Genomic DNA, 22,504 nt, shown 5'->3' with positions numbered 1-22,504 from the left:
CTGATGATCTCTCTAGACGCTCAGAGCCGGACGACGAGCACGGACTCGACGTTGGGGATGGCGCGCACGGCCTCGAGCGCGTCGGCCGGCACGTCGCCGTCCACGTTCCAGAGCGCGAGCGCTTGGCCCTTGGCTTCGTCGAGGCCGACCTGCATGCGCGAGACGTTGATGCCCCGCGCGCCCATGATGGTGCCGATGGCGCCGATGACGCCCGGGCGATCCTGGTTCTTCATGACCAGCGTGGTGCCGCCCATGACGGCGTCGATCTCGTAGCCCTCGAGGCCCACGAGACGCGGCTCGCCGCGCTGACCGATGGTGCCCGTGGCCGTGTGGATGCCGTGCTCGCCCGTGACCGTGACGCGCACCGTGGTGGTGTAGCCGCGCGTGTCCGAGTCGCGGATTTCCACCAGCTTGATGCCGCGCTCCTGCGCTTCGAACGGGGCGGAGATGGGGTTGACCGGCTCCTCCAGGTGCTGCTGCAGGAACCCGGCGAGGGCGCCGCGCGCGATGGGCGTGACGCCCAGCTCACCGGCCACACCCGTGCAGGTGACGCGGAACTCGCGCACGTCCACCGGCTCGAGCTGCCCGAGGAGCGCGCCCAGCTGCTTGGCCAGGTTCACGAACGGGGCCAGTTGTTCCGCGGTCTCGGCCGGCAGGGCAGGGACGTTCACGGCGTTCTTCACGACGTTGTCCTTGAGGTACTCGGCCACCTGCTGCGCGATCTCCACGGCCACGCGCTCCTGCGCCTCGCTGGTGGACGCGCCGAGGTGCGGCGTGAGCAGGGCGTTCTCCACGCCGAGGAGGGGGTGGTCCTTGGCGATGGGCTCCTTCACGAACACGTCGAGGGCCGCGCCGCCGAGCTGCCCGCTCTCGAGCGCATCCTTCAGAGCCAGCTCGTCCACGATGCCACCGCGCGCCGCGTTGATGAGCATGGAGCCCTTCTTCATCTTGGCGAAGGCCGCCGCGTTGAAGAGGTCTTTCGTGTCCGGCGTGAGCGGCACGTGCAGCGTGATGAAGTCCGAGCGCTCCAGCAGCTCGTCGAAGCCCACGAGCTCCACGCCGAGGCTGGCGGCCTTCTCCTTGGTCATGACCGGGTCCATGCCGATGACCTTCATCTGCAGGCCCTGGGCGCGCGTGACCACGATGCGGCCGATGTTGCCGAGGCCGATGACGCCGAGCGTCTTGTGGGTCATCTCGCGACCCTCGAACTTGGTCTTCTCCCACGCGCCGGCCTTCATGGAGGCCACGGCCTGGGGGATCTTGCGCGCCAGCGCCGTCATCAGCGAGATGGCGTGCTCGGCGGTGGTGACCGCGTTGCCGGTGGGCGTGTTCATGACCACGATGCCGCGCTTGCTGGCAGCCGGGATGTCCACGTTGTCCACGCCGATGCCGGCGCGACCCACCACGCGGAGGTTGTCCGCGGCCGCGATGACCTTCGGCGTCACGGTGGTGGCCGAGCGGATGATGAGGCCGTGGTAGTCACCGATGACGGCGCACAGCTGCTCTTCGTTCATGCCCGTCTTGTACTCGACCTCGAGGCCGGGAATGCCGCGCAGCACCTTGAGCCCCGCGTCGCTGAGTTTGTCGGATACGAGGACTTTCACGTTCGCCATGGTCACTCCTTCTGAGCACGCGTAAGGCTGGGTTCAGAGGCCGGACTGCTAGCAGTCTGACCCCCTTGGGTCAAGCGTGACGCGCGTGGATTCGTGCGCTCTCCGTGGCCCTCGCAACGCGCGAAAACGGCCGATTCAGGCGTCTTCGTCCGGCACGCACACGCCCAGGTGCGCGAGCAGGGTGAGAACCCGCATGCCGCGCGCGACGTCACGGCCGTCGGGGTCGTCGATCGCCGCGATCAGGTCTTCGGCGCGACGCGGCTGCCGCAGCAGCGTCAGGGCCATGTTCACGGGTCCAGGCACGGCGCCGGTGGCGAGGGCGCGGGGCAGGGTGCGCGCCAGCACCCAGCGCCGGGCGCCCGCAGGATCGCCGAGGTCGGCCGAGTCCAGCCCGTGCAGCAGGCGCCGGCGCGTGGACTCGAGCAGCACCTCCCAGGGAGACGACGCCAGCGGGAAGCGCTCCCCCGGCGCCGTGGCGCCGGGGTAGAAGCTGAACACCCCGCTCGACCAGAGCGCTGTCTCGAGCAGCTTTTCTTCCACCTGAGCCGCGATGTGCTGGAAGAGGTGCACGGGCTCCACCAGCCCGAGCGCCACCAGCGTGTCGCCCAGCTTGCCCTCGAAGCGCGGCATCACCGCCAGCGCCATGTCGAGCTCGCCGCGAGACACCACCCCGCGGGCCACCAGGTACTCGCCCAGCAGCTCGCCCGCCATGTTGCTGGCCACCAGCACCGGCGCCCCGTCCACGACGTAGATCTCTTTGCGGACCGCCCCCTGCTCGGCCAGCCACAAGCCAGTCTCGCCGTTGAGGATGGAGCGCCCCAGCGCGGCCACGATCCCGCCTTCTTCGGCGGCGATGCTGGTGGCGGGATGCAGGCCTGGGAGCTGATCGCGCGTGACCGTCCCGAGCGAGCCCGGGCGCGCGTGCCGCAGGAACTCGGGGACTTCGCGCAACAACACCGTCTCGCCCGTGGGCAGGCGCAGCTGATCGCTGGCCTGCAGTTGCCCGAGCGCGATGGACTCCACCACTTCGGCGTAGGTCAGGCTGAAGCGCCACGTGTCGGCCACACAGATCGCGTAGTCGCGCGGGACGTCTAGCGGGGTGGCCGCGCCGGCCGGCCACGCGTTGCTGCCCGGGATGAGCGTCTCGCGTTGGTCATCGGCCAGCGGATCGCGCGTGGGGAAGAAGCGCCCTTCACCGCGCGGGACCTCGCCTGCGGCAACATCGAAGTGAGGAGTCTTCTCGTGGTCCGGCAGGGGCAACGGGTACTCGCCGGTCACCTTCAGGAACTCTCCGGTCGCATGCGCCACCAGATCGCCGAACTGCTTCCGGGCCGGGGCGTCGGTCTCGGCGACGTGCGCGCCGGCGATGACCGCGTCCAGCACGGCGAGTGCCTCCATGGCAGAGTGCGGCCGTGCATCGGGCGCAGCGGCCAGCAGGTGCACCACGAAGGCGCGCAGGGGCTCCGGCAGGCTCTTGGCCGTGGACGCGAATTGGTCGATGTTTCCGTCGCGGATGGCCAGCAGGATGGCGAGCTCGCTGCCCCCGCGGAAGAGGGGCTTGCCTCCCATGAGCAGCTCGGCCGCGATCACGCCCACGGCGAACAGATCGGTGCGCACGTCCAGCGCGGCGCCCGTGACCTGCTCGGGCGCGAGGTAGCCCAGCTTGCCCATGCGTCGGCCGCTGTGGCGCGCGGGTATGTGCGCGTGCAGGTGGCTCTGCGCGATACCGAGATCGCCCAGCTTCACGTCCCCGTGCACGGAGAGAAGCACGTTGGAGGGGCTCACGTCGCGATGCACCACCCCGAGCGGCAAGCCATCGTCGTCTCGCGCCTCGTGGACGGCGGCGAGGCCCTTCAAGATCTGGCGCACCACATAGACGCAGGTCTCGAGCGGCAGGCCGAGGCCCTGGTGCTGCACCCAGCGCAGCAGGCGCCACAGGTCGCAGCCGCGCACGTACTCGAGCGCGAGGTAGGGTTGCCCGCCCGCCTCACCGAAGCCCAGCATCTGCACCACGTTGGGGTGGCGGATGTGGGCGCCGAGGCGCGCTTCCTCTTCGAACATGGCCAGCGCACCGGGCTCACTGGCCAGGTGCGGCAGCATGCGCTTCACGCAGATGACCCGGTCTTCGCCGGCTGGGCGAGGCTCGATGGCCCGGAACACCTCCGCCATTCCCCCGACCGCCACGCGGTCGACGAGGCGATACGGGCCGAAGCGCGCATCTTCGGGAGAGTCGGCGGGTGGCATCACGGTGCCGCCACTATACCTGAGAGGGCGTCCGTTCTGGCTCGAAAGTTCGCACCGGGAGGCTGCGACAACTTGCCACACGACACACGACACAGCCGGCGATCGTCAGGCAGGAAAAAACATGGTGATCGAGCGCAACGAGTGGGCACGAAACACCAGAGATCCAAGGCTATTCCGAGCAATGGTCGGCCTCCCTTCGCTGGCGGGATGTCAGTCCGACTTGACTGACTGGGACGGAGCAGCGATATACGGCCCGCCGACTGGCCCCTGCGCGCGCAACCCCCCGTTGTCACGCGTAGAAATGGACCCTAGCTCGACACGACGACCCCCCGTGGTCATGCCCCTCCCCGGTACACGCGGACTCCCTTCGGGTGCCGCTCTGACCGCACAGACCAAGAGAAGGTAAGCGCACGAATGACCCCCTCCCAAAAGAGGTGGTTCGGCGCGGCGGCACTGGCCCTGGCAGTGCCGGCAGGTTGGGCCTGGATTCGCCTGACCTCGCAACGCTCCGAAAACCTCAGCGAGTTCCATGGTGCCCGGCTCGGTATGACCGCGTCCGAGCTGCGCCGTGGTTTCTCGTTGCCGGGAGAGTTCCGAGTGCATTCCGATGGCGACGCGGACGGGGAACTTGCAGTAGAGTGGGCGCCGCCCGCGGGCGAAGAGGGCTCTTCCTACTTCTCCTTCGTGCGCTTCGAGTTTCATCAAGGCCTGCTCGTGGCCGTTCGCGCGGACACCGAGGACCCCTCTCAGGCCGACCTGGCCCGCACACAACCTTTCGTGGCCGATGCCGCGGCGGTCCTTCACCGTCACGTCGAAGTCCACAGCTCCGATTCCACCGCTCGCGTCCGGATTACCCTCCTGTCACGAGATTGCCCGACCCACGCCGAGGAGGTGCACCAGCTGACAGGGCTCTCTGCCCGCCAGCCAGTCACCTCGTCCGAGGAGCCGCCTTCTTCTCACTAGGGCGAGCCGCCGCTGACGCGGAGGCCAACCAACGAACGGCATCATGCAGATCTTTCCTCGACACCTGAATCTCTTGCCACTCGTGATCGCGGGTGCAGCCACCGTAGGCGGTGGCGTGCTCACGGGCGCGATTTGGTACTATGCGGCGCCCGACAACCTCCAGGTTGGCTACGCGCCCGAGCAGCCCGTTCCGTACAGCCACCGCCTGCATGCAGGCGAACTGGAGATGGACTGCCGCTACTGCCACGCCAACGTCGAGCGCTCGCACGAAGCGATGGTGCCGCCGACGCAGACGTGCATGGGCTGCCACACCCAGGTTCTCCCGGACTCGGAGCGCCTCGCGCCCGTCCGTGAGAGCTTCGAGACCGGTGCGCCGGTCGAGTGGGTGCGCGTCCACCAGGTGCCGGACACGGTCTTCTTCGACCACAGCGTGCACCTCGCGGCCGGCGTGGGCTGCGTGACGTGTCATGGGCGCGTCGACCAGATGGAGGTCGTGCAGGTCGACCAGCCCATCAGCATGGGCTGGTGTCTGGACTGCCACCGCGATCCCGGGCCCGGCCTCCGGCCCCGCACAGAGATCACCAACATGGATTGGGCGCCAGACGAGAACTGGGTGGCCCACGTGGATGAGGTCAATCCCCCGACCCACTGCTCAGGGTGCCACCGATGAGTCGCCGCAAGTCATACGAGTTCCAAGACGCCCCTGCCCAGGGGAAGCTGAAGGTCTGGCGCAGCCTCGAGGAGCTCGACGCCCTCCAGGCCGACGAGACCGCCGCCCGCGCCCAGATGAAGCGTGACGCCGAGGCCGAGCGCCCCGGTGGCTTCCTCGCCGTGGACGGCCTGCTGAAGAAGACCGGCAAGGCGCTCTCCGCGCCCGTGTCGCGTCGCAGCTTCATGCAGTACAGCACCGCGGCCGCTGCGGCCGTGGCCATCGAGGGCTGCGCACGTCGCCCCGAAGCCAACATCCTGCCGTACGCCCAGTCGCCCGAGTCCCTCGTGCCCGGTGTGCCCTCGCACTTCGCGACGGTCACGCAGCGCAACGGCGACGCGCTCGGCATCGTGGTCACCAGCCACGACGGTCGGCCCACCAAGGTGGAGGGCAACCCGCTCCATCCCTCGAGCCGTGGCGCCTCCGACGTCCGCGCCCAGGTGGCGGTGTGGGACCTCTACGACCCGGACCGCGCGCATCAACCCACGCTCCGGGGTGACGACGGCCGCACGGCAAAGACCTACGCCGAGTTCGACGAGGCCTTCGGCACGCTCATCGGCGGGCTGGGCACCGGCGCCGGCCTGCGTGTGCTCGCTCAGGCCACCAACAGCCCGTCCATGGTGCGCATCCGCGCGGCCCTGGCCGCGCGCTTCCCGGCCGCCAAGCTCTACACCTACGACTCGGTCAACGACGACAACTCGCGCGAAGGCACCCGGCAGCTGCTCGGCCAGCCCATGCACGTGCACTACGAGCTGTCGCGGGCGCGCACGGTCCTCTCCCTGGACTGTGACTTCCTCGGCCTCGAGACCGGCTCCGTGCGCAACGGCCGCGGGTTCGGCCCCGGCCGCGCCATCACCGCGCCCGACTCGGCCATGAGCCGTCTCTACGTGGTGGAGGCCACCCACTCCATCACGGGTGGTTCCGCCGACCATCGCCTGGCCCTTCCGGCCACGCGTGTGGATGCCTACGCGCGCGCCCTCGGGGCAGCGCTCGAGGTGCCCGGTGTGCAGGCCGCCGCCACCGACGGCATCCCCGCCGAGTGGATTCGCGCCGTCGCGGCCGACCTCCGTGAAGCTGGTCGCGGAGCCGCCGTGCTGGTGGGCCGCAACCAGCCCGCGCACGTGCACGCGCTGGGTCTCGCCATCAACGCGCACCTCGGGGCCATCGGCTCCACGGTGCTCACGAACGCCGTGCTGGACGCGGAGCAGCCGCGCAGCCTCGAGAGCATCCGTGCGCTCGTCAGCGAGATCGAGGGCGCCAATACGCTGCTCATCCTGGGCGGCAACCCGGTCTACGACGCGCCGGCGGACGTGGACTTCGCGGCCCTGCTCGGGCGCGACGGACTGACCTCCGTCCACCTCGCCCACGGCATCGACGAGACGGGCTCGCTCTGCACCTGGCAGGTTCCCCTCGCGCACGAGCTCGAGACCTGGGGCGATCAGCGCGCCGCCGACGGCACCGTGTCCATCCAGCAGCCGCTCATCGCGCCTCTCTGGGGAGCGCGCAGCGCGCTCGAGCTGTTGGCCCGCGTGGCGGGTGAGCGCAACTGGCGCGGTCACGCGGTGGTGCGCAGCACCTTCCGTTCGGCCACCAACCCAGTTTCGTTCGAGCGCGACTGGCGCGCGGCGCTGCACGCGGGTGTGGTGCGCGGCTCCACGCTCACGGCCGAGACGCCCGCCATCGACGCCAGCCTGCTGACCGCTGCGCTCTCGCGCACGGCGGCCACCGTCGAGGGCATCGAAGTGCAGTTCGTTCCGGACGCCGCCCTGTGGGATGGCCGGCACGCCAACAACGTGTGGGCCCAAGAGCTGGCCGACCCCATGACGAAGATCGTCTGGGACAACGTGGCGCTGGTCTCGCGCGAGTTCGCCAACGAACTCAACGTGCGTCCCCAGGACCTCATCCGCATCAGCAAGGGCGACCGCAGCGTGGAGCTGCCGGTCTGGATCCTCCCGGGCCACGCCAATCAGAGCGTCACGCTCACGCTGGGCTACGGTCGCACGCAGGCGGGGCGCTACGCTGCCGTGGCCGACCATCGCCCGGCAGACAAAATGGGCGGCGGCTTCCGGGTGGAGGCCCTGCGCGACAGCGAGAGCTTCTACTTCGGCTCTGGCTTCACGGTGGAGAAGGCCACGGGCCACTACAACGTCGTCCAGACGCAGACCCACGACAACATGGAAGGTCGCCCCATCGCGATCGACGCCACGTTGGACCAGTACAAGGAGGAGCCGCAGTTCGCGTCCTTCCGTACCGTCGAGTTCGTGAGCACCGACCCGCTCTGGCGGCAGGTGAACTACGACGACCAGCGCGTGCAGCCCACCGACAGCACGCTCCCCGCAGTGCTCCACAAGTGGGGCATGGTCATCGACCTCAGCTCCTGCACCGGCTGCAACGCCTGCGTGGTGGCCTGCCAGTCGGAGAACAACATCCCGGCCGTCGGCAAGTACGAGGTCGAGCGTGGCCGCGAGATGGCCTGGATGCGCATCGACCGCTACTTCGTGGGCGAGGACAGCAACAATCCGCAGATCGCGCTCCAGCCCGTGGGCTGCCAGCACTGCGAAGAGGCGCCCTGCGAGAATGTCTGCCCGGTGAACGCCACCGCTCACAGCCCCGAGGGCTTGAACGACATGGCGTACAACCGCTGCATCGGCACGCGCTACTGCGCGAACAACTGCCCCTACAAGGTGCGCCGCTTCAACTACCTCGACTGGCACGTCCGCCTGGACGAGCTCATCGACGAGCAGACGGGTGTCTCGGCCATCCCCGGCCTCGGCTTCCGCGCGGGTCAGGACGTCGCGAACTTCCCCGAGGAGCGCAAGCTGGCGTTCAACCCGAACGTCACGGTGCGCATGCGCGGTGTCATGGAGAAGTGCTCCTACTGCGTGCAGCGCATCCAGGGCGCACGCATCGCGGCTCGCCGCGAGCAGCGGGTCATGCGCGACGGCGACATCGTCACCGCCTGTCAGTCCGCCTGTCCCACCGCGGCCATCACCTTTGGTGACCTGAACGACCCCGAGAGCCGTGTGGCCCAGCTGGCCGTGCGCGACCGTCGCTACAAGCTGCTGGCCGAGCTCGGCACGCAGCCCCGCACGACCTTCCTCGGAAAGATCCGCAACCCGAACCCCGCGTTCCCCGCCACCGGCGGACGTGATGGCGAACATGCAGCTGGCGAAGGCCAGGAGGCGCACGGATGAGCGACGACAAGCCCATTGTCGAGATCGGCGAGACCTATCTCCTCCCGCAAGGCACCACGGTCCACGACATCACGGAGGCCGTGTCCCGTGTCACCGAGAACAAGGCGCCCCGCGGCTGGTGGATTTGCTTCCTGCCCTCGGTGTCCCTGCTCGGCCTGATGACCGCCGTCATCGCGTATCTGCTCGCGATGGGTATCGGCGTCTGGGGTAACAACGCGCCGGCCTACTGGGGTTGGGACATCACCAACTTCGTGTGGTGGATCGGTATCGGCCACGCCGGAACGCTGATCTCGGCCATCCTCTTCCTGTTCAGGCAGAAGTGGCGCACCAGCATCAACCGCTTCGCCGAGGCCATGACCGTCATGGCGGTGCTCTGTGCCGCCATGTTCCCGGCCCTGCACACGGGCCGGCCGTGGTTCGACTACTACCTGTTCCCGATCCCGAACCAGATGCAGATGTGGCCGAACTTCAAGTCGCCGCTCATGTGGGACGTGTTCGCCGTGAACACGTACCTGACCATCTCGGTCATCTTCTGGTTCGTCGGCCTCATCCCGGACTTCGCCACCCTGCGCGACCGCTCCGAGACCATGCTGCGCCGCCGCATCTACGGGTTCCTGGCTCTCGGCTGGCGCGGCTCGCACCGCGGCTGGCAGCACTACGAGCGCGCGTACCTCATCTTCGCGGGCATCAGCACGCCGCTCGTGCTCTCGGTGCACTCGGTCGTGTCCTTCGACTTCGCCACCTCGGTCATCCCCGGCTGGCACACCACCATCTTCCCGCCGTACTTCGTGGCCGGCGCCATCTTCTCGGGCTTCGCGCTCGTCATGACCATGATGCTCATCGTGCGAGCCGTGTTCGGCATGCACAACCTGGTGAACATCCGGCACCTGGACTTGATGAACAAGTTCATGCTCGGCACCTCGATGATCGTCGGGTACGCCTACGCCATGGAGTTCTTCATCGCGTGGTACTCCGGCAACCCCTACGAGCAGTGGGTCTTCCTCCACAACCGCGCGGGCTTCGCCCAGACGGATAGCCTCGGCAACTGGGGCCCTCTGTGGTGGAGCTACTGGGCCATGATCGGCTGCAACGTCCTCGTGCCGCAAATCTTCTGGTTCCAGAAGTGCCGCACCAGCGTGCCCATCATGTTCGTGGCCACCATCCTCATCAACATCGGCATGTGGTTCGAGCGCTTCGTCATCATCGTGACCTCGCTCACCCAGGACTTCCTGCCCAGCTCGTGGGGCAACTTCCACCCCACCTGGATCGACGTGGGCCTCTACCTGGGGACCTTCGGACTCTTCCTCACGCTGTTCCTCCTCTTCGTGCGCTGGATCCCGATGATCGCCATCGCGGAGCTCAAGGCGACCCTGCCTGGCGCCCATCCCAACCTTCACCACGGCGACGAGCACGACCACGCGCATGCGCATGCGTCGGCCGAGCCTGCCCCGGCGGAGTGAGCCATGTCGGACCACGATACCCCTAAGAAAGAGCCGAAGATCGCCGAGAAGAGGCCCGCCCTCTACCTCGCCGAGTACGAGACGCCCAACGCCGTGGCCAAGGCCGCGATGAAGGTGCGCGACGCGGGCTACAAGAGCTGGGACTGCCACACGCCGTATCCGCTACACGGGCTGGACGACGCCATGGGGCTCGTCCCCACCAAGATCGGCGTCATCAGCTTCATCTGCGGCCTGATGGGGCTCATCGGCGGCGCGCTGCTCATCCAGTACGCCAACAACTGGGACTACCCCATCATCATCGGTGGAAAGCCGCCCGGTTCGTTCCCGTCCATGGTGCCCATCCTGTTCGAGTGCACGGTCTTGCTCACCGGCTTCGGCACGCTCTTCGGCATGCTGCACCTGCTCAAGCTGCCCATGCACAACCACCCCATCTTCGAGTCGGACCGCTTCGCCGCGGCCACCGATGACAAGTACTTCATCTCGATCGAGGTCAAGGACGCCAAGTTCGACCTCACGAAGACCCGGGCGCTGCTCGAGTCGACGCACCCGAGCCACCTCGAGCTCGTGGAGGAGGAAGTCCTGTGACTCTCCCGCTCAGCAAGCACATCCTGGTCTCGCTGCTGGTCATGGCGGCCCTCATGGGTTGCCGTGGCCAGACCACGCAGGACACGCCGGTCGTTCCCATCCGGAACATGTACAACCAGCCCCGCTACGACGCGCAGGAGCGCAGCGCGTTCTTCCAGGACGGCCGCACCATGCGTCCGCAGGTCGACGGCACCGTGTCGCGTGAGGACGACCCGAACCTGGGCGTCGCCACGGGTCGCGCCGACGACAACGCCGAGTGGGTCCTCGAGGTCCCGCGACAGGTCGTGCAGCGCAACGGCGGCGGCGCGTCGTTCGTGGCCCGCGGTCAAGAGCGCTACACCATCTACTGCGCGCCGTGTCATGGCGACACCGGCTCCGCCGAGGGTCCCGTCGCGCACCGCGTGGCGCGCCTGAACTTCAACGCGATGGTTCCGCCCACCTTCCACGACGAGCGCCTCCGCGGCATCCCGGATGGCCAGCTCTTCGCCACCATCTCCCACGGCATCCGCAACATGCCTGCCTACGCGCAGAGCATCCCCACGGATGATCGCTGGGCTATCGTTTCCTACGTGCGCGCCCTCCAGCTCAGTGAGCAGGGCCGCCCGAGCCGTCCGGAGTGAGCGCTGTGGCCCACGAACCCAACCAACAAGACTACCGTCTCCCCGCCGACAGCTTCCTCGCCACCACTGCATGGAAGGTCTCGGCCGCCCTCGCGGTGGTCGGCCTGCTGGGCAGCGTCGCCGGGTTCGTCGCAGACTCGAACCGCTTCGGCTACAGCTACCTCTTCGGCTTCTTCGCCGTCACGACGCTCATGCTCGGTGCCATGTTCATGGTGCTCATCCAGCACATGACGGCGGGGCACTGGGGGGTCACCAGCCGCCGCATCTTCGAGGTGTTCATGGCCGGTGCGCCGGTCATCTTCGTGCTGGCGCTGCCCATCCTCTTCGCGGTGCAGGCGGGTGCCTTCGGCATGTACGACGAGTGGCGTCTGGTGCACGAGCACGGCGGCGCCCACGCTGAGGGCGAGGCCGAGGCCGAAGAGCACGGCGCGTTGCAGCTCGGGGCCAGCGTGGCCCAGGCCCAGGAGCCCGAAGCTGCAGCTGCTCCCGACGAGGGCGCCCCGGCCGAAGGCGAGGCCGAAGCGGGTCACGGCGACGAGCATGGTGAGGCGCACGCGCACACCCCGCAGGAGCAGCAGCTCCATCACAACACCCTGCTCGGCAAGTCCGGCTGGTTGGCCGAGGGCTTCTGGGCGTTCCGCGCGGTGGTCTACCTGCTCGCGTGGTGTCTCATCGCGCTCTTCTACTTCAAGACGTCGACGCGGCAGGACCAGACCAAGGACAAGCAGCTCACCCCCAGGATGCAGAACGCCAGCTACCTCAGCAGCTTCGTGTTCGGCCTCACGCTCACCTTCGCGTCCTTCGACTGGGTCATGAGCCTCGAGCCGGCGTGGTACTCCACCATCTTCGGCGTCATCATCTTCGGCGGGTCGGCCATCGCCATCCTCGCCACCGCGTGCTTGTTCGGCATCCACATGCACCGCAACAACCTCGCGGGTGGGGCGGTCAACGGCGAGCACATCAACGACCTCAGCCGCCTGATGTTCGGGTTCATCTGCTTCTGGACCTACGTCCAGTTCTCGCAGTGGATGCTCATCTGGTATGCCGGCATCCCCGAGGAGGCCACCTGGTTCCACCGCCGCTGGCAGGGTGGGTTCGAGTGGGTCTCCTTGACCCTCATCTTCGGTCACTTCGTGGCGCCGTTCTTCCTGCTCATCTCGCGGGTCCAGAAGCGCAACCTGGGCTGGCTGCAGAAGATGTGCGTGTGGCTCTTGGCCATGCACGTGGTGGACCTCTACTGGTTCGTCATCCCGCAGGCCAACACGCCGGCGCATCTCGACTCGAGCGTGGTCTACGACCTCGCGGCGCTGCTTCTCTGCGGCGGAGTCTTCTTCACCTTCGTGCTGAAGGGCCTGGCGCGTTTCCCACTGGTTCCAGTGGGCGACCCCCGCCTGTCTCGCAGCCTTCACCACCACCAGACGTACTGAGGCTCGAGATGGGTTACGATACGACCGGAACGAACGACAAGGCCATCATCGGCGTGGCCGTGGCCTCTGCGCTCACGCTCGCCGGGCTGATCCCGCTCTTCCACAACTACTTCGCGTGGACGATCGAGGCACGCCAGGCCGAGGCCATCGAGCAGGGCAGCTACCCTCGCTGGGTGGTCGAAGCCGATGGGGTCACGCGCCCCATCACGGCCGAAGACGCTGCTGTCTATGAGGGTGCGGGCCGTGTGCGCCGCGCCACCGTGGCCGAGGTCGACCGCCTCGAGGCGCAGGCGCGACTCGAGACCGGCACCCTTCCCATCGAGCAGGCCATGGGCCAGGTGGCCAACGGCCAGCGCGGCAACCTCCGCCCGGTCCAGAACGAAACCCTGGACGCCGTCCAGGGCTGGGCCGCCATGGAGAACGCCGAGGGCGTCGCAGCTGCCCGCCGTGCCGTGGAAGAGCGCGCCGCTCGTCGCGCCGCGGCCGAGGCCGAAGCGGCAGCCGCCGCAGCCGCCGCTGCTGCTGCTGCCGAGGCGGCTGCAGCCGAAGTGGTCCCCGGTCGCCCGCGCCCGCGTCCCGCGCCTGCTCCCTGATCCTCTCGCCGCCCTCTCTCAACTCCAGTCCCCCTCATGACCACCTCGCCCCACCTCCTTCGCGCCCCACGCTCCACGGCCTATGCCGTGTGTGCGCTGGCGCTCGCGTCGAGCGGGGCGTGGGTGGTTCCGGCGGCGGCGCAGGAGTGGCTGCCGAACGAGAACGGGGCGCGTCCATCGCGGGCCGCGCCTGGCATCGAGCGCATCCGCGTCAACGAGCAGCTGGACCAGCAGCTCCCCATGGACCTCGAGTTCACCGACCACACCGGTCGCCAGGTGCGCCTCGGGGACTACTTCAGCGCGGGTAAGCCCGTGCTCCTCACCTTCGCCTATCACACCTGTCCCACGCTCTGCTCCATGGTGCTTGACGCGACCTCGCGCGGCATCATGCAGGCGGAGTGGTCCCCCGGTGTCGAGTACACGGCAGTGACCATCAGCATCGACCCGGACGACACGGTGGCCCAGGCCGCCGCCAAGCGCGCCGAGCTGCTGGAGACACTGGGCAAGCCCGCCGCCGAGCGCGGCTGGCACTTCTTGGTCGGAGACCAAGACGCGATCACGGCGGCCACCGAGGCCGCTGGGTACCACTACTTCTACAACGCCAACCAGGAACAGTACGCGCACCCCGCGGCCATCATGTTCCTGACCCCCGAGGGGCGCTTCGCGCGCTACCTCTACGGCCTCGAGTTCAACCCGAACGACTTCCGCTTGGCCCTCCTCGAGGCGTCCCAGGGGCGGTCGATCTCCACCACCGAGCACTTCCTGCTCTACTGCTATGCCTATGACGCGAGCGCCAACACCTACACGGTGATGGCCATGAACGTCATGAAGCTGGGCGGTCTGATCACGGTCTTCGTGCTCGGCGGTTTCCTCACCTTCTTTTGGCGGCGCGAGCGTCGCCGTGCCACCTCCGAGTCGATGCGGGCTGCCCAGGACGCCGAGTCCATCCGCATTGCACTCGACGCCCAGCCCAACCAGGTGCGAACGTCATGAACCCCAGCGCGAGCGATCAACTACCGCCGCAGATGTCGACCCTCGCCCCGCAGGTCGACTCTCTCTTCTACTTCATCTACTACGTCAGCCTGATCTCGTTCGTGCTGATCGTGGGAACGATGGTGTTCTACGTCATCAAGTACCGGCGCAGGCCGGGCGTGAAGGCGCAGCCCTCGGGACACAACAACGTGCTCGAGGTCGCTTGGACCGTCGCGCCCGTGTTCCTGCTGGTCTACCTCTTCCACGCGGGCTGGCAGGGCTACGTCTTCGGAGCCGTGGCTCCGTCGAACTCGCTCGAGATCCACGTCACCGGCAAGCAGTGGACGTGGGACTTCACGCACATGCCGAGCGGCGCTCAGGAGTCCAACGCGCTCACGGTGCCCGTGCACCAGCCCGTGCGCTTGACCATGTCTTCCGCCGACGTGCTGCACAGCTTCTTCGTGCCGGCCTTCCGCGTGAAGCGCGACGTCGTGCCCGGCATGTTCACCACGCTGTGGTTCGAGGCCACGCACACCACGGCCGAGGACGAGCCGCTCACCGTCTTCTGTGCCGAGTACTGCGGTTCGCCGCACGGCCGCGACGCCGCGGGCAACCCAGTGGTCACCGCCGAGAGCAGCGTGGCGCCCAACGGCAACCACAGCAGCATGTTGGCCACCCTGCGCGTCACCACGCGCGAGGCGTACGACAGGCACGTGGCGCAGCTCGACGGTCCGCCCGCCGAGTGTGAGGGCAACGCCGACCCGATGGCCTGCTGGGGCGAGCTCCTCTCCCAGGAGATGGGCTGCATGGGCTGCCACAACACCACGGGTGCCGCGGGCGGTATCGCTCCCACCTGGCGTGGCCTGTGGGGCAGCAGCCGCGCCTTCACCGACGGCAGCACCCGCGACGCCGACGAGAACTACATCATCCAGTCCGTCATGGAGCCCCAGTCGCAGATTGTGCAGGGCTTCGGTAACGCCAACATGCCGGTCTACAACCCGACCGAGAACCGCAAGCTGGCGCTCGTCGCCTTCATCCGGTCGCTCGCCACCGAGGGTCAGTGAACCATGTCTACTGAAGCAACCACCGCCCCCGCAGAGCACGGCGCCCACGCGCACGACGGCGACCTGCCCAACTACCTGACCCACGAGCGCGGCATCAAGAGCTGGGCCACCACGCTGGACCACAAGCGCATCGGCCTGATGTACCTCGCGTCCATCTTGGCGGCGTTCTTCTTGGGCGGCATCATGGCGCTCCTGGTGCGCACCGAGCTCCTGTTCGCGGGCCGCACCATCATGAACGTGGACACCTACAACCAGGTGTTCACGCTGCATGGCGCCATCATGGTGTTCCTCTTCATCATCCCGTCCATCCCGGGCGCGCTGGGCAACTTCTTCCTGCCCATCATGCTGGGTGCCAAGGACGTGGCGTTCCCGCGCCTGAACCTGGGCAGCTTCTACATCTACTGCTTCGGCGCGGTGTTCCTGGTCATCGGCATCGTCGTCGGCCACGTGGACACGGGCTGGACGTTCTACACGCCCTACAGCTCGCGCGCGGACTACTCGGTCATCTGGATGACCATGGGTGTCTTCATCCTGGGCTTCTCGTCCATCCTCACGGGCGTGAACTTCATCGCCACGGTGCACACCATGCGCGCCCCCGGCATGAACTGGCGCCGCCTGCCGCTGTTCATCTGGGGCATCTACGCCACGTCGGTCATCCAGGTGCTCGCCACCCCCGTGCTCGCCATCACGCTCCTGCTCCTCACCATGGAGAAGGCGCTCGGCATCGCGGTGTTCGACCCGGCCATCGGCGGTGACCCGGTGCTCTTCCAGCACTTCTTCTGGTTCTACTCGCACCCGGCCGTGTACATCATGATCCTCCCGGGCATGGCCATCGTGAACGAGCTCATCGGCACGTTCAGCCGCCGCAAGATCTTCGGCTACATGTTCGTGGCCATGAGCTCCGTGGCGCTCGCGCTGCTCGGCTTCCTGGTGTGGGGCCACCACATGTTCACGTCGGGCATGAGCGAGTACTCGACCATGGTCTTCTCGGCGCTCACCTTCTTGGTGGCCATCCCCTCGGGCGTGAAGATCTTCAACTGGGTCGCCACGCTCTACCAGGGCAGCATCTCGCTGGCGTCGCCCATGCTCTACGCGCTGGGGTTCATCGCGCTCTTCACCATCGGCGGCGTCACGGGTCTGTTCCTGGGCACGCTGTCCACGGACATCCACCTGCACGACACGTACTTCGTCGTCGCGCACTTCCACTACGTGATGGTGGGCGGCACGGTGTTCGGCTTCATCGGCGGCCTGCACTACTGGTGGCCCAAGATGACCGGCAAGATGTACGACGAGAACTGGGCGCGCGTGGCTTGGGCGCTGGTGTTCACCGGCTTCAACGTCACCTTCTTCAGCCAGTTCGTGCTCGGCAGCCAGGGCATGCCGCGTCGCTACTACGACTACCTGCCGCGCTTCCACAACCTGCACATGACCAGCTCGGGCGGGGCCTACATCCTGGGCGTCGGCTTCACCGTCATGGCCATCATGTTCATCAAGTCGCTGCGCAGCGGGGCGAAGGCTTCGGAGAACCCGTGGGGCTCGGCTGGCTACGAGTGGCTCACCACCACACCGCCGCATCCGCACAACTTCCACGAGCAGCCCGTCATCACCCGCGGGCCCTACGACTACCACCTCTGCACGGACCTCGAGCTCTTCGAAGGACACCACAAGGACTTTGTGGCTGAAGACGCGAAGTGAGTAAGGGCGAAGCAAGCACCATGGCAACCGACACACACGCCGATCACGCGCACGACGACCATGGTCACCATGGGCCGGCGTACCTCGCGCACCACTTCGACTCGCCCGTCCAGCAGTTCGATGCTGCCAAGCTGGGCGTCTGGGCCTTCCTGGCGCAGGAGATCCTGTTCTTCAGCGGTCTCTTCGTGGCCTACGCCCTCTACCGCACGTCGCACCCCGAGGCCTTCTCGGTGGGCTCGCACCTGCTGGACCCGATCATGGGCGGCATCAACACGTGCGTGCTGCTCATCTCGAGCTTCACGGCCGCCATGGCCGTGCGCTACGCGCAGATTGGCGAGCAGAAGCGCGTCACGCAGATGCTGGTCATCACCATCCTCTGCGCGTTCGGCTTCATGATCATCAAGTACTTCGAGTACACCCACAAGTTCCACGTGGGGTTCCTGCCCGGCAAGTACTTCCTCTGCCCCAACTTCAGCTTGAACGCTGCGGGCATCTGCACGGTGCCGCCGGACCCTCACGGCCTCGCAGAGCTCAGCGACGCGGTGATCAACGCGTCCAAGGCGGGCGTCGGCTCGGTGGTGGACGGCGTGGCCGTGAACTACCCGTACCATCTGCGCAGCTTCTTCGGCATCTACTTCGTGATGACGGGCGTGCACGGTCTCCACGTGCTCATCGGCATCGGCGTCATGGTGTGGATCATCCTGCGCAACGAGCGTGGCGAGTTCTCGAAGGACTTCTTCACGCCCGTGGACCTGGTCGCGCTGTACTGGCACTTGGTCGACCTCATCTGGATCTACCTCTTCCCGCTCCTCTACCTCATCGACTGAGACAGACCCATGAGCAACGCACACACCCACGATGAGCACGCCGGGCACGATGACCATGGCGACCCCTGCGGCGACGGCTACCTCGTCCACGCCCACATCACCCCGGTGAAGACGAACCTGATCGTCATCAGCATCTTGTTCGTCCTCACTGGCCTCACGGTCGGCGTCTATTTCACGGACCTCGGCGAGGCCAACCTCGCGGTGGCCCTCTTGATCGCGTCCGTGAAGGCCACCCTGGTGGGCACGTGGTTCATGCACCTCAAGTACGAGAAGGCGTTCAACATCTCGTTCTTCCTCGGGGCGCTGCTCTTCATGTCCATCTTCTTCGGCTACACGTCCAACGACACTGGCTGGCGTGGCCGCGTGGACGGCATCAATGGCACCCAGCAGGATGCGCGCACGGGCGCCTACGCGGCGGGCAGCGCCATCGGCTACGAGCAGGGCGAGTTCGTCGCCATCCCGGCCGCTCCGGGTGGCCATGGCGAGGCCGAAGGCACTGAGCACGAGGCCGCCGCTGAGTAGGACCCTCACGGGGCCTCTCGCCACTCGAACGCAGCAGCCCCCCTGGCTGCTGTTTTCGTTTGCGCTGCTGGTCATGAGCGTCGCGTCGGGCTGCGAGGGCTGCCTCAAGCGCCCGCCAGTCGAGTCCGTGGAGCGGCTGGCCTATCCCGCCTGCGAGGGCGTGAGCGAGCTGCCAGAGGGGCGCGTGCTCGCGTCCGGGCACCTGCGTTCGGGGCCGCTCATGCGTGACCACGCCGTGGTGGAGCGCTGGGAGCTGCGTGAGCGTGCCTGCCTGCGCGTCATGACCATCCGCCAGGAGTGGCCCATGGGCATCAGCGACGTGGAGGTGGTGTTCGACCAGGACTACCGACCGCTGCGTGTGTGGAAGCGCATGAGTATGCCCAGCGTCCCCGGCCAACGGAGGGCGCCGCCCGACACGCGGCTCTACGAGCTGCGCACCACACCGGCCACCATGAGCCGCGCCTCCGAGGAGGGCCGCGACTTCTATGCCTTCCGCGCCCCGAGTCCGGTGGCCGTGGTGGGGCCGGGCAGGGCGCTGCTGGGCGCCTGGATTCGGCAGCACCTGGACCTGGCCGAGGGCGAGACCGTGCGGGGCCCCGTGCTGGACTTCCGGCGCCCGGTGGAGCGCATCGAGACCATCTCGCTCCGTCGGGAGGCTGACGCCGTCATGCCGGACGTGGCGGGGCCCAGCGGCCACGTACGGGTCTACACCGTCTTCGGGCGGGAGTCGGTGTTCACCGACGACGAAGGCAACGTGCTGGGCGACCTGGCGGGCCTGCGGCCGCACGCGCTGTTGACCACGCCCGAGCCTGCCGAGCTGCCGAGCGACGAGCCTCCGGATCCGCTGGGCACGCCGTAAGGCGAGCGGGGGGGCCCGGTGACCCCGGGACCCACGGCTGAAGCGCTTCAGCCTGATGATTCCTACACATCTTGCTAGGAGCCCGATTCGCCTGGCGGCAAGGTTCTATGGGCACCCCGGACTGAAGTCCGGGGCAGCATCCCGGGCCTGGATCAATTGCGGAAGTCCGCCCCCTGCCGGGCGCGGACTGCGTCGTTCAAGGTCGGATGGGTCTCGGGTTCGGCGTCATCCACGGCTTGGAACTCAACCGTTCTCCTGCTGGAACTGCCCAGTCCGGGCCCGTTAGGGGCTGGACTTCCGCGCCTGTCAGGGCGCGGGATGCTGCCCCGGCTTTCAAGCCGGGGTGCCAATGCCACTTGAAACAGGACCGATTCATGCTGACCAGAGCCTGCCAAGACTTGTGTTGAACCCACGGCTGGAGCGCTTCAGCCTGAGGACTGGGTGCCCGCCTACTCCGCGTCGGACTCGCTGCGGCGCCCGCGGCCCCGCAGGATGGGCTCCCACACCGGCTGGCGCTCGTCGCCGTCGCAGCCGCGGTCCGCCTCGCGCTCGGCCACCAGCTTGCCGCACTGCCGCGCCAAGACGGCCAGCATCACGCCGGCCACCACGTCCACGAACCAGTGCCAGCGCAGGAACATGGTGGCGATGACGATGTTGGCCGAGAAGAACGCGAGGATGAACCACACGTAGCGGTACGGATTGGTGTGCCGCCAGCCGTAGGCGTGCAGCGCGAAGAACATGGGGTAGGCCGTGTGAAGCGACGGGAAGATGTCCAGCTGCGCGCCGGCGCTGGCCACGGTCACCTCGACCTGGTGCCACCAGAAGCCGCCGTTCAGAGGCTCGAAGTCCAGTGTGGCCACGGGGCCTTTGCCCGGGACCAGCGTGTAGACGAAGTGGCCCACCGTGGCCACCGCGAGGCCCCCGATCATCATCTCGATCTGGCGTCGCCCGGAGTCCAGGAAGAGCGGCGGGATGAGGCACAGGATCATCAGCGCGAAGTAGCTGTAGTAGAAGAACGACACCCACTCCACGATGTGGAGCTGGTTGAACTGCTGAAACCAGATGGCGGGCGTGGTTCCGAAGAGGGCCTGGTCGAGCGCGTAGAGGTGGCGGTCCACCAGCGCGGGCTGCAGCGCCGGCAGCAAGAAGCGCATCTGGAAGTACGAGAGGACCACCGGCACGAAGATGCCCACGCGATAGAGCAGCGAGCGCGCGGGGCCCGGCTTGAGCACCTCGCCGCGGGCGATCAACAGCGCGGCGGCCGTGGCCGAGAGCAGCGCCACCCCATAACGGATGGCCATGTCGCGGTCGTTGCTGTGCGGCGCGACGGACACACGCAACAACATGTAAACGTGGAACGCGAGCGCGGCGAGATCTTGCAGCGCGAGGTTCTGAAGGGCTGTACTGGCCGCTTCTCGAACGCCGCGCGGGCTGTAGGCGTCGGGCTGATGCATGCGTGCTCGTGATGGTCCGCCCGGCACGTTCCTCCCAGGCGTGCCGCTATGCTGGTCCGAAACAGGGCGCTTGGGCAACTCGAAGTTTCATTACGGTGACGTGTTGGTCACGACTCTTGTTTCAAGAGGGATGCGGGGTGCGTCATGGCGGCGAAAGGCAACCAGCGCGAGCAGCCCCAGGAGCACCGCCCACCACAGGGTCGCGAGCCGGATCAGGATGGTGATGGCGCCTGCGCTCCCACGGGTGATCGCGCTGCCGCCCACCTCGAGCAGCGCGCCGGTCATGCCCACTTCGGTGAGGCCCACGCCCCCCGGCAGCATGGCCAGGGCGCCTACGATGGTGGGGGCGGCGTAGGCGAAGATGGCCGCGAGCGGGGCGATCGTCAGCCCGGGAAACCCATGCACCAGCACGAACAGCGCGGCGCACTCGAGGCTCCACGAGACCACGCCGAGCGCGCTGGTGGTCAGCAGCGAGCCGGGCCGCAGCATGGTGCGTAGGCTGTCGAGGGCCACGTGGGCTGCGGGGACGGCGCGGCGAACACCCGGCACGTGGCCCGCGACCCGCAGCGCCAGATCCCCGATGGGACGCACACCGATCAGAGCCAGCAGCGCGAGGACCGTGGCGCCACCCGCGATGGCGGCGCCCGTGGCCGAAGGAAACGCGAGGCTCCCGATGGCAGCCAGCGTCACGAGCGCGATCAGGTCCGTGATGCGCTCGGCCAGCACGATGGGCGCGGTCCGAGCGAGCGGCACGCCGTCCGACTCGAAGAGCAGCATGGACTTGAACACCTCGCCCAGCTTGCCGGGGGTCACGCTCATGACGAAGCCCGCCAGGAACACCCGCGCGCTGCGCGCCCACGGCACGCTCACGCCCACGCAGCGCAGGTAGTACTGCCAGCGCAAGAACCGCAGCCCGAAGTTGGAGCTGGCCAGCGCGAGGGCCACCGCGAAGTAGCGAAGGTCGAGGCTTCCGAGCGCCCGCCCCAGCTGCCGCGCGTCTGCGTAGAACGTGAGGCCCGCCATGACCAGCGCGCCGAAGAGCGTGCCCCACATGACCTTGCGCACCACGCCACGCGTGGACACGCCCACGTGCACCACGTCCACGTGCTCCGACGACGACCCGCCGACCACCACGTCAGTGTCCGCGGCGCGCACGAGTCATCCGACGAGTCAGCACAGCACCCCCGACCACCGTGGCGAGCCCGCCGAGACACCACACCAACCAAGCCGGCACCGCCCAGCGTCCCCGCTCGATGACGTCGGCAGGCCGCACCTCTACATAGCGCTCCCCGGTCACCGGGTCCGTCAACACCGGCGCGCCAGCTGGCGGCGTCTCGCCCTCCACGTTGCCAGCCGGATCCTGTTCTCCCGCCGCCTGCGCCGAAGCCACCCCCGGCACGACCAGCTGCGCCGTCCCACCCACGCTCACCAAGAGCCCAAGGACAACCATGACCGCAACACCGAGTGAGCTTCGCCGCACGCGCGCAGCCTGACACGGTGAGCCGGCCCCGTGCCACAGCCCCGTCGAGCCCCGTCGAGCCCCCCTCCTCGGGCGACAAGCCGAATCCCACCTGGGCTCACCCGCGTGCATGCCCAAGGACGTCAGCCACCGCCGGGGCGGGGGCGGGGGGTCAGCAAGGGCGTGGGGGGACCCGGAAATCAAACGCAGCGCGCAGCGCGAAGTGCCGATTTCCAGGGAGTCC

At 67.9% G+C, this 22,504-nt stretch carries 19 protein-coding genes; 14 read left to right on the top strand and 5 right to left on the bottom strand.

Features of this window, described 5'->3' with window-relative positions; genetic code table 11:
• Positions 1-20: 20 nt before the first annotated feature.
• On the bottom strand, positions 21-1,613 hold the full coding sequence (locus IPI43_14075) for a phosphoglycerate dehydrogenase (GenBank protein MBK7775235.1): 1,593 nt from the start codon (positions 1,611-1,613) through the stop codon (positions 21-23).
• 135 nt (positions 1,614-1,748) lie between these two features.
• Positions 1,749-3,857, bottom strand: coding sequence for a protein kinase (locus tag IPI43_14070; GenBank protein ID MBK7775234.1), 2,109 nt, complete (start codon positions 3,855-3,857; stop codon positions 1,749-1,751).
• A gap of 414 nt (positions 3,858-4,271) precedes the next feature.
• On the opposite strand from IPI43_14070, the gene IPI43_14065 reads away from it, so the two are divergent.
• The 14 genes from IPI43_14065 (at position 4,272) to IPI43_14000 (ending at position 19,347) form a co-directional block, all read left to right on the top strand.
• Positions 4,272-4,820, top strand: a complete 549-nt coding sequence (locus IPI43_14065) for a hypothetical protein (protein MBK7775233.1) — start codon at positions 4,272-4,274, stop codon at positions 4,818-4,820.
• Between the two features lie 40 nt (positions 4,821-4,860).
• The gene (locus IPI43_14060; protein MBK7775232.1) at positions 4,861-5,490 is read left to right on the top strand and encodes a cytochrome c3 family protein; all 630 of its coding nucleotides are present in this window, start codon (positions 4,861-4,863) and stop codon (positions 5,488-5,490) included.
• Entirely contained in the window at positions 5,487-8,723 is a 3,237-nt protein-coding gene (locus IPI43_14055) for a 4Fe-4S dicluster domain-containing protein (GenBank protein MBK7775231.1), read from the top strand. The genes IPI43_14060 and IPI43_14055 overlap by 4 nt, the downstream gene beginning before the upstream one ends.
• Positions 8,720-10,183: a polysulfide reductase NrfD gene (gene nrfD / locus IPI43_14050; protein ID MBK7775230.1), complete on the top strand. Its 1,464-nt coding sequence runs from the start codon at positions 8,720-8,722 to the stop codon at positions 10,181-10,183. The genes IPI43_14055 and nrfD overlap by 4 nt, the downstream gene beginning before the upstream one ends.
• A gap of 3 nt (positions 10,184-10,186) precedes the next feature.
• Positions 10,187-10,768 (top strand): DUF3341 domain-containing protein, encoded by a 582-nt coding sequence (locus IPI43_14045; GenBank protein MBK7775229.1) that lies wholly within the window; start codon positions 10,187-10,189, stop codon positions 10,766-10,768.
• Between the two features lie 41 nt (positions 10,769-10,809).
• A complete protein-coding gene (locus tag IPI43_14040; protein ID MBK7775228.1) occupies positions 10,810-11,388 on the top strand; it encodes a cytochrome c in 579 nt (192 codons plus the stop codon).
• 5 nt (positions 11,389-11,393) lie between these two features.
• Positions 11,394-12,815 (top strand): hypothetical protein, encoded by a 1,422-nt coding sequence (locus tag IPI43_14035; GenBank protein MBK7775227.1) that lies wholly within the window; start codon positions 11,394-11,396, stop codon positions 12,813-12,815.
• Positions 12,816-12,823: 8 nt separating this feature from the next.
• The gene (locus IPI43_14030; protein ID MBK7775226.1) at positions 12,824-13,408 is read left to right on the top strand and encodes a hypothetical protein; all 585 of its coding nucleotides are present in this window, start codon (positions 12,824-12,826) and stop codon (positions 13,406-13,408) included.
• Between the two features lie 36 nt (positions 13,409-13,444).
• The gene (locus IPI43_14025; GenBank protein MBK7775225.1) at positions 13,445-14,401 is read left to right on the top strand and encodes an SCO family protein; all 957 of its coding nucleotides are present in this window, start codon (positions 13,445-13,447) and stop codon (positions 14,399-14,401) included.
• A gap of 32 nt (positions 14,402-14,433) precedes the next feature.
• Entirely contained in the window at positions 14,434-15,444 is a 1,011-nt protein-coding gene (locus IPI43_14020; GenBank protein MBK7775224.1) for a cytochrome c oxidase subunit II, read from the top strand.
• Positions 15,445-15,447: 3 nt separating this feature from the next.
• On the top strand, positions 15,448-17,139 hold the full coding sequence (gene ctaD / locus IPI43_14015) for a cytochrome c oxidase subunit I (protein ID MBK7775223.1): 1,692 nt from the start codon (positions 15,448-15,450) through the stop codon (positions 17,137-17,139).
• A gap of 20 nt (positions 17,140-17,159) precedes the next feature.
• On the top strand, positions 17,160-17,966 hold the full coding sequence (locus tag IPI43_14010; GenBank protein ID MBK7775222.1) for a cytochrome c oxidase subunit 3 family protein: 807 nt from the start codon (positions 17,160-17,162) through the stop codon (positions 17,964-17,966).
• A 9-nt stretch (positions 17,967-17,975) separates the two neighbouring features.
• On the top strand, positions 17,976-18,488 hold the full coding sequence (locus tag IPI43_14005) for a cytochrome C oxidase subunit IV family protein (protein MBK7775221.1): 513 nt from the start codon (positions 17,976-17,978) through the stop codon (positions 18,486-18,488).
• A gap of 73 nt (positions 18,489-18,561) precedes the next feature.
• A complete protein-coding gene (locus tag IPI43_14000) occupies positions 18,562-19,347 on the top strand; it encodes a hypothetical protein (GenBank protein MBK7775220.1) in 786 nt (261 codons plus the stop codon).
• A 449-nt stretch (positions 19,348-19,796) separates the two neighbouring features.
• On the opposite strand, the gene IPI43_13995 is transcribed toward IPI43_14000, so the two are convergent.
• The 3 genes from IPI43_13995 to IPI43_13985 form a co-directional block, all read right to left on the bottom strand.
• On the bottom strand, positions 19,797-20,801 hold the full coding sequence (locus IPI43_13995; protein ID MBK7775219.1) for a phosphatase PAP2 family protein: 1,005 nt from the start codon (positions 20,799-20,801) through the stop codon (positions 19,797-19,799).
• Positions 20,802-20,891: 90 nt separating this feature from the next.
• A complete protein-coding gene (locus IPI43_13990; protein MBK7775218.1) occupies positions 20,892-21,956 on the bottom strand; it encodes a flippase-like domain-containing protein in 1,065 nt (354 codons plus the stop codon).
• Complete coding sequence (locus tag IPI43_13985) at positions 21,937-22,251, bottom strand: hypothetical protein (protein ID MBK7775217.1); 315 nt, start codon at positions 22,249-22,251, stop codon at positions 21,937-21,939. The genes IPI43_13990 and IPI43_13985 overlap by 20 nt, the downstream gene beginning before the upstream one ends.
• Positions 22,252-22,504: the final 253 nt, after the last annotated feature.

Source organism: Sandaracinaceae bacterium (assembly GCA_016706685.1).
Taxonomy (GTDB): Bacteria; Myxococcota_A; Polyangia; order Polyangiales; family Houyiibacteriaceae; genus JADJJE01.
The sequence above is the reverse complement of the archived record's forward strand: the minus strand, read 5'-3'. Positions and strand labels throughout refer to the sequence as shown.